6 protein-coding genes are annotated in these 14,972 nt (G+C 51.2%); all 6 read right to left on the bottom strand.

The genetic code is table 11. The features are described 5' to 3' along the window. Positions 1–200 precede the first annotated feature (200 nt). Entirely contained in the window at positions 201–3,470 is a 3,270-nt protein-coding gene (locus ACZQK9_RS11635; RefSeq protein WP_483270669.1) for a DUF6273 domain-containing protein, read from the bottom strand. Continuing rightward, positions 3,467–4,177, bottom strand: a complete 711-nt coding sequence (locus ACZQK9_RS11640; protein WP_483270670.1) for a TetR/AcrR family transcriptional regulator — start codon at positions 4,175–4,177, stop codon at positions 3,467–3,469. The genes ACZQK9_RS11635 and ACZQK9_RS11640 overlap by 4 nt, the downstream gene beginning before the upstream one ends. Before the next feature lie 289 nt (positions 4,178–4,466). Continuing rightward, on the bottom strand, positions 4,467–11,183 hold the full coding sequence (locus ACZQK9_RS11645) for a hypothetical protein (RefSeq protein ID WP_483270671.1): 6,717 nt from the start codon (positions 11,181–11,183) through the stop codon (positions 4,467–4,469). Further along, a complete protein-coding gene (locus ACZQK9_RS11650) occupies positions 11,122–11,598 on the bottom strand; it encodes a hypothetical protein (protein ID WP_483270672.1) in 477 nt (158 codons plus the stop codon). Before ACZQK9_RS11650 ends, ACZQK9_RS11645 begins: the two co-directional genes overlap by 62 nt. 16 nt (positions 11,599–11,614) lie before the next feature. Then, positions 11,615–13,978 (bottom strand): helix-turn-helix transcriptional regulator, encoded by a 2,364-nt coding sequence (locus tag ACZQK9_RS11655; RefSeq protein WP_483270673.1) that lies wholly within the window; start codon positions 13,976–13,978, stop codon positions 11,615–11,617. A 92-nt stretch (positions 13,979–14,070) separates the two neighbouring features. Then, the gene (locus ACZQK9_RS11660; RefSeq protein WP_483270674.1) at positions 14,071–14,205 is read right to left on the bottom strand and encodes an AAA family ATPase; all 135 of its coding nucleotides are present in this window, start codon (positions 14,203–14,205) and stop codon (positions 14,071–14,073) included. Positions 14,206–14,972 lie beyond the last annotated feature (767 nt).

A 14,972-nucleotide genomic window follows, 5' to 3' on the forward strand; every position in this document is an offset into this window, starting at 1 on the left:
TTGATACCGCAAATTGTGTAAATGATGACATTAAAAATAACGATTTCTAATAAGTAAACAATGCTTCATCAAATAGTCTGTCATTGTCTTGTTCTCCTTTTCGCTGCCGTTTGCTGCTTGCCGCTGTTTGTCGCTTCCGGGTAACAAAAAAGCGCCGTATTGCTACGACGCTTTTTCCTTGCTCGGAAAGATATTAAATTTTATTTTGTCAAACGCTTTTTCTTCCTACCGTAAACGGTTGTTACGGTTACAGCGCCGCCGCTGATAAACAGCAGAGCAATCCACAAGGCAAGATTGGAGTTATCTCCCGTCTGCGAGGATTTGCTGTCGTCCGGCAGCTTCGCCGTTACGGTTTGAGCCTTGGTGATTTCCTGTGTTGCTTTGGCGTCCTTGTAATACTTGTTGCAGCCGTCGCAGTACCAGTATTCGATATTGCCCTCAGAAGTCTTTGTTGCCGCCTTTGCATCTATATGCTTGAGGTTGGCGTGGTTGTTCGGGGCAAGCTTTCCGTAGCTCTCGCCGCAGACCTCGCACTTTGCCTTATCCTTGCAGGTAGCCGTGCCGCCGGTGTGCTCGTTTTGAATGGTAACCTTCTTTTCGGCAGAGAACTCAAAGCCGTCAGCGGTCTTTACACTCACGATCAGCTTAAAGCTGTTTTCTGTCGCCGGATATGTGGATGCTTTTATGATACCGCTGTACAAACCATTCTCAACGGTCGGCGTAAGAGGAGCACCGCCAAGTCCGATAAACTCATACCCACAGGCTGCATCCGTCGCTCCTTCCGGCAAAGTAAAGCTGAATTTGTAATCCTGCGTTCTGCAAACCTTGTCGACACCGCTGATGTTAATGGTCGGAATATCCTTTTTCGCAGTTTCGTGATTGCAGAATTTGCACTTCTGCCAATACTGTCCGTTTTCGCTCTGCCACTCGTAGGTATGTCCGTCGTTCACGGTCACGGTAACCTTTGTTTCATTTCCTGCCTTGTCGGTCACAGCAATCGTCTGCTTGCCGCTTGCGTGGGAAAGAACAAATTTACCGTTTTTATCAAGGCTGACTTCCGTGCCGTTCACCTTCACTGTGCCGATATACTTTTCGTCAACGGTAATAGTCTGTGCTGCGCAATAGGTTTTGCCGGCTTCAATGCCGGAGATAACGGGGACTGTTGCGTCCAGCACGATGCCGTTTGTGTTAATGTAGGCAAAGTTTCCGCTGGTATCGGTCAGTTTTGCATAAATAACATACTCGTTATCGGGATTGATACTGAACGGTGCGGAATATGCCGTGAAGGTCATGCCCGCAAGTTCCGATTCGGTAAGCGCCTTTTCGCTCAGCAGGTATTCGACTGTCACCGCTTCGCCGCTGTTGTCCGCAGCGGTAACGGTTACCATCTGCGTATCCTTAAAGAACAAATCAAAGGTGATGGTGTTGAAGAAAGACTTCCAGCCGTTTTCGGCAATCTTGATTTCGCCTGTAGGCACTGCAATATCACGCCACTGAGCCGTGAGCTTGGTAACGTCCGCCGGAACACTGGCACCGGGCGCGTAGAGCTTGCCGTCGCTGCCAAGCCACATAAAGTAACTGCCTGTATTTCCGTCCGGGCGTGTCATGCCGTCGGACGCGGGGGCGGTAAACGTGCTACCGTTTTTCACGATGATGTGAATAGCATCGGAGCTATTACCCAGCTTGCCGCCGCCAAGGTCAAGGGTAACGACCTTCATCCCGTCAGAGCCCAGTGTGTCAGGGTTCAGGACTTCAAGGACGGGGCGAAAACCGAGGAACGAGTTGGAGAGCGGAGCAGAGTTGCTGTACCAGTTGCGGGCCGAAGAGTACCCGCGGCGCGCCCGGTACGACGCGAAGCCAGAAGAAACATCCTGTCCCCACGAATACATTTTATTCCAGTTTTGGATATATCCGCTGTTCTTATTCAGCATCGTGTCCCATTCGTTGCTTTGGGGCGTGCCGCGTTCTGAATCACCTGAACCTGTATAACTACTTCCCACGGACGGCGCACGCAGCGTATAGTCCACGCCGCCGCCGGCGTAGTTCTTGCCGAAAATCAGATTTGCGGTATTCAGGGTATCCCAGCTTACATCATTCGTTACGACATAGTCCGCTATAAACAGGCTGTGGGGATATTTGTTCTGCTCTGCATATTCCTCGGTGGTCTCCATCTCCGATGTGAGCTTGTAGGCTTCTATCGTTCCCGCATAGGTAAAGGGAACATAGTGCAGCGACGTATCCGGCAAAGAAGCCGCACCATTTGAGTTTCCGCTGTTTGCTGTGCCCGGAATGCTCTCGCCGGAGAGGTCAAAATAATATCTGCCGCCGGGGGAGAGGGTGAACTGCTCGTCAGGCTGATTTTCCACCGTCAGCGCAATGTCTGTGAAATTACTTGCGTAATCGGTTTTATAATCGCCGTTGTACAGCTCGTTGAAGACCTTCAGGGTATAGCTGCCCGGTGCAAGGTCAGACGGGATTTTGATTTCAACCGTTCCGCTTTCGGCAGTAGGCTGTGCAACTCTGCCATAATACTGTGCGCCGTTGTTATCCGCAATGATGACAGAGATATATTCATTTGCCCCTGTGGTCGCTCCGCTGTAATTCAGCATAATGGTATCGTCGGGGTAGCCGTCGGCAGTTTTTTCCGTTACGGCAAAATTGCGGCTACTATCTAAAAGCGTCAATTTCCATTCACTTCCGTTGTATTCGGGAACTTCGGTCAGCCCTCCGTCAGGCTTTCCGCCCACGGCGGCAGATGCAAAAAGGACAGAGTTCAGATTTAATTTAAAAGCGGGACGAACACCAATTTCAGTACCGAGAGAGTGCCCGGCACAGGAGACAGAACCATTACCTTTCACAACAGCGACAACGTAAGCGGAGCTGCCCGGGGAGCGCAACCACCAATAGCTTGACACCCATTTTGTATGTTCTTTATCTGCAATTCGCAGATCATTGTTTACCGCAGACGCTTCCGCTATGGAAAGCGGCCAGAATACAGCGTTATCCACCTGAGCTCCCGCTACACAGTCGGTATTCTCTCCGTCGTAACTTCCGCTTGCAAGCGTCCGTTTCTTTACGGCAGCATTTTCGTCTGTCGTCAGCTTTTCCGCAAGCGCATCTATCGCGGTTTTCAAATTACTCGGTGCATATTTGTTGTTTGCTATGGTATCGGCAAATTTCACAACTCCCATATTGCCTGCCGCAAGCAGGGTCATATCCCCCTGTGTGCTTGTAACACCGCTTCCGTCATAGCCGATAACTCGCCATGCAGCAGGATTATTTTCATGGTTTTGCCCGAAATACACGGTCGGTGTGTTCGCTGTGTTTACATTTTTATTCAGTGCGTCTGTGCCAAGCTGTATCGCAGCAGGGCCCGGTGCTGCCTTGCCCTCGGCAAATACGCTTGTCGGTACAAAGCTCATCATAATACAAAGGGTGAGCAGGATGCTTAGTAATCGGCTTTTCATCATGTTACCTCCGTTTCGCCGTCCGTAGACAGCTTAAAATCATATTTCATTTCCAGCATAGCAAAGAGCTTATACATAACCTCTGTAGCAATTGCTTCAATATCCAGTGATTGAATAAAGGCAAGCACCTTTGCCTGTTCTTCCTCTGGCACACGATATACTCTCATTGCCGCCGTGAGAAAGCGGCTGAGCTTTCGTTCCAATGGAAAATGAATGTCGCATTTGCGTGCCATATAGCTGCGCATCAATCCCGCCGTGCCGATTTCCATCTCGTAAAAGTCGCTCTCGGTATCATCGGGGAAATTTTCACCAAAAATCTGCTTCAGCTCTGCTGTGGTATGCAGGTAAATATATTCCGATGTGTCGGGCAGGGAATAGGCTTCAATGTAGATTTCTCGCAGGTTCTCATTCAGTTCAGTCAGGGTCAGTTGGATCGCCGTTTCCACCGCATAGGCGTAAACCGACGGCAACTTGCTGTCCGCAATGCTCCTTGCCACGCCGAACTGTCCACCGAACATCGTTTCGGTCAATTCCAGCAAAATTCTGTCCTTGGTAGGAAACAGATTTAAATAGCTTCCCCTTGCAACGCCCGCTTCATCAACAATCTGACTGACCGAGGTGTTTTTATACCCCTGCTCCAAAAAAAGACGAACGCATGCGGTCAGGATTTTCTTCCTTGTTTCGCTGCTGCTTCTTCGCAAATAAATCACCTCTCTATAAAAGTGTTAGTATACATACTAATAGTATTATATTGAGAATGAAAAAGCAAGTGGTATTTGAGGTTTTTCTGCGTTGAATTGTGACATTTTCGTAAACGCTGCCTTCTTCCATTACTCACGGAACTTTATGACTTCTTGAATACTTCCCGAAAAAGAAAAGCCGCCGTCGCTTGACAGCAGCCTTTCCGCTTGTTTGTTATGCGTAAAAAAAAAGACAGCACCAATCAATGGCACTGTCTCTTTTCTTACTTCTTAATTATTTCATTTTAATTTCAGATATTTATTCTTCCTCAGAACCACTCTTTTTTCTTACATAGAATACGGCTCCAAAAACAATCAGTATAATACAGATACCTATGATAATGATTATCGTATTATTCCATGCATATTTTGAAGTGCTGTCATCTGTCTTAGGTGCAGGAATGGTTTCATCAGCTTTGTTGTCTGCCTGACCGTTATCACTCATAATCCTGGTATCAACAACAATCGTGTAATCTGATGCGTGGGTAAATTCAAGTTCCACATTTCCCTCCGCATCAATCTGTCCGGCGCTGATAAATTCCAGTTCTCCGGTCTGTTCATTGTAGTAAAACAGGTTCGCATAGAGTCCTGCATTCTTTGATTCCATGTTGACGGTCAGTGTGGCTGTAAATCCAAACTCTCCGTCATAGGCAAGTGTCAGGTTCATGGAATACCGTTCCCCGGTCACGTTGTTGATCACATCCACAGGAATGGATTTTCCGGCATCTGCTCCGACGTTCACGCCGAAATCAATATCTCCGGATGGTTCTGTGATGTCCTGTCCGTTAATCTTCCAGGAAAGGCCATTTCCCATATCCAGAACAAGTGTTGTATCTTTGCCCTTGATACTGTCAATTACATCTTTCGGTACTACAGTCGTTCCATTCATGACAACTGTTACTGTATCGCCTGACTTAGCTTCTTCAAGCTGTGGCTTGATAACATCCCAGCCTTCCTTGCCGCTGTCATCCTTGATGTATGGCTTAATTGAAGTACCATTGTCCTTACCATTACCCGTATCAGGCTGTGGCTCCTGATTCTGATTACCATTGTCTGTGCCAGTCTGCGGTTTCTGGTTTTGGCTGCCATTATCTTTGTTGCTGTCATCGGACTTAATCTTAGCGATAGGCTGTGTGTAACTGTGTCCGCACTTGGAGCAGGTGTAGGTCATGATGCCTTCCTCTGTTGTCGTTGCAGCCTTCGTCACTTTTGATACATAGCTGTGTCCTGTTGCCGGAATATTCTCCGTGTAGCTGTCTCCACAAGAACAGGTATATGTCCTTACCCCTGCCTCTGTACAGGTTGCTTCCTTCGTAATGCTTCCCGTATAGTTGTGAGTGTGCTGTTCCTCCGGCAGCTTCGCAATGCTCTCTGTGTAGCTGCTGTTGCATCTGGTGCAGGTGTAGGTTCTGACTCCTTCCTCGGTTGTCGTCGGCTGCTTTGTTACTGTTGCTTTATAATCATGTCCCAATGCCGCCAGCTCTTTTCCGGTACTCAGAAGTTTATCACAATCCTTACAATAGGTATCTCCCGTGTATCCGGTCTGCGTGCAGGTTGCTTCTCTGCGGTTCTTCACGGTTGTATGCACATGGTTCGTGGCATCCACTTCGCCAAAGCTTTCACCACAAACACTGCACACAGCTTTAGATATACATGTAGCAGTCGTTCCGGCCGTGTGCGGTTTTTTCTCGATTGTTGTACCGGTATCAAGCTTTTCCCCACAATCCTTACAGTAGGTATCGCCTGTATAGCCTTCAACGCTACAGGTTGCATCTTTTTTGTTTATGATTTCTGTATTTTTGTGCTCACATTCGCTTCTTGTAATCGTAATGCTTACACTTTCTGTCTCGTAGTTGCCCTTGTCAGTTCCTGTATAAACCGCAGTTGCTGTCACAGCCACACCATCTGCAAGCGCCTTGTCCCTATCTGCCTCCTGCCAGCTCCAGCCTTCCGGAAGTATAATATCGCCAACCTTCTTTGTGCTGTGTGCCGGAGCCATTGCAGCTTGCGGCATGTTCGGTGCCTGAGCTGCCTTATTTACAGTGATTGTAAGCTTTGTATCAACAACATTATAATTATCCTTGTCTGATGGTGTAAATATCACATCATACTCTGTCCTTCCGCTGTCTGCTGCTGTAGGCTTGATATTACTATTCTTCCATGCAAATGTTCCTGCTACCTCTGTTCCATCGGCTGTTTTGTATGTTACTTTGCCGCCTGTCAGGGTACTGTCTGAAAGTTTCTGTCCGTATGTAAGGTCGGTTGCTATAGGATTTTCCGCAATTACCGATGTTGCTTTAGTTACTTTAACAGTTATTGTTCTAGTTACTGTATTGTAGTTGTCAGCATCAGCTGGTGTAAATACTGCCTGATAGCCTTTGTTGTTTACAGTCGGAACGATGTTCGTTCCTGTAAAGCTCCATGTTCCTGCAAGTTCATTGCCATCTACACCTGTCACACTTCCGCCTGTCATATCAGAACCGGTAAGTGCAGCATCCGGATTGTATTCACGCTCTGCAACGGTTGGTACTGTTACCACTATCGGTGTTGCCTTTTGTACCGTCACAACAATATCCTTGCTCATCTTCACGTAGCCGTCGCAGGTGGCCGAAAAGCGGAAGGTGTGCTGGCCTGCGGACAGCTTTTGCGCAGAAAGATCAAATTGATTCTTTGTTGTCGCGCTACCAACTGCTGTCTCTTTGCCGTCCTCCACCTTGTACCACTGGAAGCTTACAGCGCCTGTGCCGGTTTCCTTCGTTACCTTGACAAGAAGCGTCCCCGCACCGCCATAAGTCATGCTCATCTTGGTCTCATAGTCCATGCTCTTGATGGGGATCCTGGCCATAGAAACATGGGTCAGCTCCTTGCCGGTAAGGTCGGTTATCCAGGTACTGCCGCTCTTGAACGCGTAGCCCTCCGGCAGGAGGGATGCCAGCGTGACATCTCCGGTGACGGTCAGCTTTGCCGCCGTCTTACCGTTCAGATTCAGCTTGAGCGGGCTGCTGATAGTGATCTCGCCTGCATCTGCCAGCAGCTTCACCGTACCGCCGTCAGCTGCGGCGAGGGCGGCGGCAATGTTGGTGTAGGCGGAGGAGGAGCCGTCCGCTGCCGTCACCTGCGCGACAAAGCCGGTGGCGTTGCAGTAGGCGCAATGTCCGTCCTCGTTGATTTTGGCGTGGGGGCACTTTACGACCTTGACGTTGTAGATAGACGCGCCCTGAAGTGTTGTTCCGTACTCCACATACGACCCATCTTCATGTTGGAGTGCGTAACCAGATGCAAGCAAGTCGCTAAGTTTAACCGGCTGGTGGTTCGCTGCCCAAATCTCATTAAAGCTGCCGCCGCTCAGTTTGGTCTTTTTCAGTTCGCCAAGTTGATTATTCCCGAATGTCAGTTTTCCAATCGTACCTGCCTTCGATCCTACGATTACTGCGGCTTCCCGCGTTGTTGCGTCATAGTTCGAGCTATCCGATATATTGATCGCGCTGATCGTACCGCCTTCCCACTCGCTCAGATCCAGCGTAGCTTTCATATCAACGGTGATTATGCCGCCATACATCGGAGGTTCATAACTGCCTTTGCCGATAATTTTCAAGGTGCAAGTTGTAGGATTGTCATTGCTCCCAATATCAAGCCATCCGCCTGTGATTTTGTGTTCATTCAAATCCAACGTAACCGTTGTATTGTCGCCGGAAATGCCCGTCCTTCCTGGAATCGAAACATCCGCCAGCAAGGTGATCTTTGTGCCGTTTGTTGCATTGCGCATTGCTGCGGCAAAGTCCGTGCCGTAGGTCACGGTCCCGCCTGTCTCGCTCTTCACGGCCATCTGCGTCTGGCAGTTCCTGCATACACCGTCATCGCCCACGTCCGTGTGCGCGCACCCGTTGCCGCAGATCGTGCATTTCCCATCCTTAAAATCATTATGCGGGCAGGTATATCCGCAGGCGCACTTGTTGTCCTTGCCCATCGTGTGCGTTGTGTGCGCCACTACGATAACGTCCTCGGTCAGCTTTTTTACACTTCCGTCGACGATTTCGCCCGCCTTGTTTTCTGTGTTCTCGTCATATTTCGCAAAAGCAAGCCCATCGCCCAGCAAGCCCAGCACATTGCTGTAAGTTTCAGAGCGCTCTACAGAAACGCTGTATGTACCGTTGCTTGTGATAATCGTGCCTTCCTTCAGGCCACCCTCCAACTTGCCCCAGTTTTGGATCAACAAGCCGCCGGTAAGGTTTGCCTTGCCTTTGAATTCCAGCGTACCTCTGTCCTTGCTTTGCTCATTGTTATCTACAAAGACAGCAGGCACCGCCGCTCGTGCAGGCTGGGAAATCGTTGCTTCATCGCCGATGATCAGCTTGCCGCTCTGTATGTTCAAAGATGAAGCGCCCTCATAGGACAGGCTATGCCCATTCATCATGAGCGTAACGGTTTTTTCGACAGGATTCCCCTCTGCATCACAGCAGAAGCTGATCGTGTCATCATCTGTAAGCGTTGTCAGCATCGTCACCGTGCCGCCATCCGCAACGCCTTCAAAGGCTTCCGCCAAATTGAGATAATATTTGCCGGTATTATCCTGTGCCCCCATCGCCGTGTTGCAGACGGTGCAAACACCATTTTTGATCGTTTCATGCGCACAGGTGAAGCCGCAGCCTGTGCACGTGTTATCCTTGAACAGACTTTTGTTGTTTGCGCCCTTGTGCGTACACTTGATGACAGCAACATCCTCTGTCAGCTCTCTGGTAGTAGTATCCTTGGCAATTACATCGCCTGTCGGGGCATCTTCGTTGTATACGGCAAAAGCATAGCCTGTCTCCAGCAGATCGAACACCGTGGTGTATTGGCTAGAGCCCTCTACGCTGACGCTGTAAGTCTCGCTTCCACTGTTGGTAAATGTGCCGGCTGTCAGCTTGTTTTTCAGCTGTGCATCGCCGCTCATGGTCAAGCCGCCGTCCAGCAGGGTATTGCCCTGCAGATCCAGCACGCCGCCGGTTGCCTCGATGGCGGCACGCTGCCCAGACTCGGAAGCGACGCTGCCTATAATTTTCGTTACCGTATCTGCCACGGTCAATGTGCCGCCCTTGAGTGCAATTGCGTTGTTGGCACTGGCATACCCCGTGAATTGCGCCAGCGCGCCATCCTTGAGCGTAATCTCTCCGGCTTCCATGGTCAATGGAATGCCGTTACGATCTGCCACCCAATTGGACGGATAGGGTATGTCGTCTATAGTTTTGCCGTTACCCAGAATAATGCCTGCCTTGATGCTGGCGCCATCAACGACAACATTCTCGCTAACAATCGTCAGCAGCGTGATATCTGCACCATTTGCCGCCTCGATGGCTCTGGCCAGCGTAGCGTACTGCTGGCCGTTGCACTTCGCCGCCAGATATGCACCGCAGGCGCACTTTTTGCCGTAATTATCGGTCTGATTAAAGTCGTGGCTTTCCGCCGCTGCCGTGTAGCCGCACACGCTGCACTTCGTGCTGTGGGTCAGCCCATCGGCGTTGGGGGTGCAGGTCAGGGTGTGACCTTCTGTCTTGGTCGCGCCGCAGGCGCACGTCCCGGTGTGGGTATTTGCATCGGTAGGTGCCCAGCTGTCATACTTGTGGCTCTCCGCAGCTTCGGCCTTGCCGCACAGCTTGCACATCGCCGTGTGCGTGTCGCCGTTATTTGTGTATCCCCAGTCATGCTCAAAGCACTTCTCAAAGGTCGTGCCACCCTCGCCGGTGGTCCGCTTCATTTCTCCGGCGGGTGCAGTTACAGTGCCCAGCACACTGATGGCCGCCGCCGTCAGCTTGCCGGTACCGGCAGACTGCCAGTAAAGGTTCAGCGTGCTGCCTTGCGTAACATTCATAAAGCTGGTGACGGTCAGCGTTGCCCCGTCGCACAAAATCAGGTTGACCTCGCCGGAAATATTGAGCCCGGAGATCGTGACATTCTCTTTTACCACATACCAGCCCGGTGTCGAGATGTCATCGGTACGCTCCGTGATCTCCGTGCAGTTGGCCTGCGTGGCCAGGTTCCCATTCTTGTCGATGTACGCATACTCGTTCGCAGGGCGCAGCGCCACGGTGGCGTTGCCCGTAACACCCTTGCCGTCCTCGCTGTATACACATTCCGTGCCGTTATTCTCATAGCGGCAGCCGCTTGCCAGCAGGCTCGACGCATCTCCCTTGAACGTCTGTTCTCCGTCCTTGGTGTCAGCTACCCAAATGCTGTAAGCATTTGACTGCGTGGTGAATGTGCCGCCGGAAAGCTCGATCTTCTTCGCCTTCTCATAGACAATAAGCCCTTCACCGCTGGTGGCGCAGATATTGCCGCCGGTTACGGTCAGCTCATTGCCGTAGGTATCATTATTGTATCCTTCTATTCCGAAAGTATCTTTGTATAAGCCTTCTACCTCTTTGGTAATATAACCCGTCACCGCCACGCCGCGCATACCGCGCAGCGTGCCGCCGTTGATGACAGCCTTACCGCCGCCACTCAGCAGTACGGCGCAGTTGGGCTTCAGGTGAGAGTCATCATCAAGATCTACAGAAGATGCGTTCTCAATGGTGCCGCCATTCACGGTCAGTATGGTGTTAAGGGCCACTATGACCGCCGGGCCACCGTTGGGCTGCACGATCTTGCCGCTTCTATCAGCACTGCTGTCCTGAACGGTCAGGCGGGCATGCGTCTGGAGAGCCGCCAAAAATTCGTCTTTTGTTGTCGCTTCCGGAGGCGACAGCCAGAACACGGCATTTCTTGCATAAAACACATTGTCATCGCGCGTGCTTTTGCTGAGGGTCTTGCCGTTCAGGTCCAGCGTGATGTTGCCCTTCTCCAGCTTTATGCCGGAGTAGTCTTCATGGCGGATGGTCACATCCGCCAGCAGCTTCACCGTGGCGCTGTCGGCCTGCTGTGCCGCCGCAAACGCCGCGTCAATGTCGGCGTACGGCGTGGTGCTGCCGTTGACGGTGACCTCCGCCACCGCGTTTTCCACGGTGCTGTCCTCGCTGTCCTGAACGGCAATGCCATTTTCCGCCGCCTGTTCCAATATGGCGGACGGTTCCGCAGCCGGAGCTTCCTGCTGCTCCTCCTGCTGCTCCTGCTGCACGGTGGCGCCGATCTCCGGCGTGTCCTCCGCCACTCCGTTTTCCACGGTGCTGTCCCCGCCGTTCTGAGCGGCAATGCCATTTTCCGCCGCCTGTTCCGATATGGCGGGCGATTCCGCAGCCGGAGCTTTCTCCTGCTCCTCCTGCACGATGGCGCCGCTCTCCGGCGTGTCCTCCGCCGCTCGCACAGGTGCGGGCAGGAGCGTCAGACACAGCGCCAGCGCCATGAACATACTTAATACTCGTTTTTTCATATTCTTCCTCCTTAAAAAATCGTTTTGCTTTTATATGTAAATCCGACATCTGTCGGATGCTGTTTTTACAGGTCTTCCTGCACTAAATGCAGCTTTTTCGCTGCTGTCCTGACTTCCGCCCGTCGCTTCACGTCCAGCTTGTCGAGAATATGGCTGACATGGGTTTTCACCGTGGGCAGCTTCACGTCCATGATCTGGGCGATCTCGGCATTGGACTTGTCGGCGCAGAGAAGATGGAGAATTTGCAGCTCCGTTGGCGTCAACTCCTCGCCGGGAGCAAGACGCGGTGCGAGGAAATGCGGGTAGAATGCCGCCTGCTTCCGTACCGCCGCCATGATCTGCTTATACCACTTTTTGTCGCCATCCCAGTCCAGCGCTTCCAACAGCGGCAACACTGCCGTGCCATATACGCTGACGGTGCGGATGAAGCGGTACTCCGCCGCCGCATCCAGCGCCGCCGTCAATCGCTCGCGCCACCGCTCATCCTTCTTGCGGCGCAGGGCGATTGCAGTCAGGACATTCAGGTGAATGCCGTCGATGATGCGGGCGCAGTTTTGAATGTACGGCTCCATGGGTGAGAGCGTCAGCAAAGCGGCGTCCCGGCGGTTCTGCATAATTTCCACCATTGCCTGCGTGAGATATTGGTAGCGCCGCATGACGTTCAGGTGCGTGGGTTCGCACGGGGCTTTTTCCCGATACCACGCATCCGCCGCGTCAAGGTCGCCGGTGTGCATGTCAATACGGCAGAGCATGGCGTCCATATTGGGCAGAAAGCGTGTCAAACCGCGCTCGGCAAAACATTCACGGAGTACCATGATGGTGCGCCGCGCGTCGGTGGGCTGTCCGTTTGCCAGCTGGCTGCGGGCCAGCAATCCGCTGACGGCGAACTCCATGTCCGACGTGCCCCGGTTACAGATCTCGTTCAGCTGCGGGAGAAGGGACAGCATCCGCCCGGTGATGTCCTCGCCCTTTTCAAATTTGCTCTCGGCGATGGCGCAGTCCGCAAGACCCACGCCGTCCCTCCCCAGTACCGCCTCCACAGGGAGACGGAGGGTTTTGTAGAGCAGGTCGTCCTTTTTGCTCCATTCGGAAAAGTCCTTGCCTCCGTTCATGATGCTCGGCAACGCACTCGTGACGGAAAAGGACGGCAGTGCCACCTCTTTGTTCGTCAGCAGCCGGAACACGGCGGGAATGGTCTCCGTCAGACCGTTCACGCCCCGCTGGGGCAGGGAGATGTCCAGCCATGCAAGACGGCTGCGCGCCTGCTTTCCGGCGGCGTCCTGCCTGCCGCAGTGTTCGGCATACTTTTGCAGTTCGCCATACCAGCGCTCCGAGCCTTCGTAATCCATGGTCAGTGCGCAGAGCATGCTCATGCCCTGCATCAGAGAGGGGGAGGCGAGAATTTCCGTCTCCGGCAGGCTGCGGTAGTATTTTTCCATCTCGGCATAGTGACCCATGCCGGGGTGTAGTTCTGCATTACGCACCAGCAGCTCAGAAACCTTGGAATGGTCACCGCCGCTAGTGTAGCATTCCAGAGCGTGGGCGTAGTCCTCCTTCAGCTCATAGTATAGCCCGCCCCGGCTGAAGAGTGCTTTGCGCTTTTCCTCGGTATACTCCCGTTCCATCTCCCAGAGGAGAAAAGCTCTAAAACCTGGCCAGAAGCGGAAGCGCTGGCAGTCTTCGTAACGCAGCATAGTAGTGTATCGAAGAATCCAGTCCAGTCGTTCGCCGGCACGGGGATCGCCGCTGACCATCCGTGCCATTTCCAGGTCAAAACTTTCAAAGGGAGCCAGCTCCAACAGGAAGTGCCGCACCGGCAGGTCAAAGCGCCGGTAGATGGCAGTCTCAAAGTAGAGGAACACCTCGTGGAACACCCGCGCCACCAGCTCCGGCGTCCACGGCTTGTCCGGGGACATGCACCGCGCCGTGATGGCCACCCCCAGCGGATAGCCCACAGATTCTTTCAAAATTCCGTCAATCTCGCTATCTGTTACGTTTACTCCCGAAAGCTGAAACAGTCGCCGCACATCGCCCGCGTCAAAAAGCAGGTCGTCGGCCTCCAGCACCGTCATCAGCCCCGTATACTGAAACGCCGTCAGGCAGCCAGGCGGCACACCGCGCGAGAGCAACACGAAACGGCGCTCCGGACATGAGCGAATCAGTTCGCAAAGAGCCTGCTGCCCGGCTTCCTCCTGCATGAGCTGAAGATCGTCAATCAGCAGAATGTCCCAATCCTGCGCTGACGTTGGAATCACGCAGTCCGGGTCTGCCGCACTTTGCCGCAGCACGTTCCGACCGCGCAGCAGTGCGTCCGCCAGTACCGTCTTTCCAAAGCCGCAGGGCGCGCTGAAAAAGAGGACTCTGCCATGCATCATGAAGTTGTCAAACCGTTTCTGAACGGAGGTCTTTATGATAATATTTTTGGTCATTTCTTTCCCCCCTTTGATACAAAGCGAGATTGCCATAAGCCTTTCGCAATCTATTTTAAATTATATTATACGAGTTTGTTTCGAAATGTAAATCATCCCAAAGGATGAGACACGCTGCATAAGTTAATTGCTATCATTCCAAGAAACGGCATACATTCAATGATTATGAAATCATAAAAATTTCTCAACTTCTCTACCATAGATTTAAGTATCAGTTCTCTGCTCATTGCACACGCAAAAAATCCGCCCAGATTAGAACCTAATCTAATCTGAACGGAATACTCATTCAGGCTTGATATTTTCCAAGCAAAAATCTCATTTGTTGTTTCCTGTTAGCAGAAAAACAACAAAAAATGGCAATGATTTTTCTCTCATTACCGCTTAAAATAGAGCGTTCGCTATAGGAATCGAACCTATAATTGATTGAATCTTTGATGTTAGCTGCATTGATAGAATTGTTCGTCTTAGAAGTAAATACCAGATCCTCAAATCCTTCTCTCAGAGAAAACCGAGTAGCAATGTCTTTATGGTATGTTCTCTGATATATAGGCACATCATGCACTTTCTTAATCATTGGAATCTTGCGAAATCCTACATATTTATTTTACCCATATAATTTCCTCCAAAAAAATATGGAGAAGATTATATGTCTCTCTTCTCCATAAATATATCATGTTTATCACTTAAAGTCTACGGCTTTTAAGCCAGGGAAACGCTGATTAATTCATGCATCTCCTCGTAATTTTTGATATAATATAGGTATCAATTGAAAGGTCGTATACCTATGAATCAACTAACATTTTCTGATATTGAATACTCCAACCGCAAGAAGAAAACCAAGCGTGTAAAATTTCTTTTACATAGCTTAATTGCGGTCTATTTAGCTTGTTTCCTGACTACTCAGGAAAAATATTTCTACCCTCGCCCCACCTGTATTTTCAGAATTTGAAAGTTTAATACCTCCACCATATTTTTCAGCCACAGTTTTTGCAAA

The sequence above is a fragment of the Wujia sp. genome (assembly GCF_056872695.1).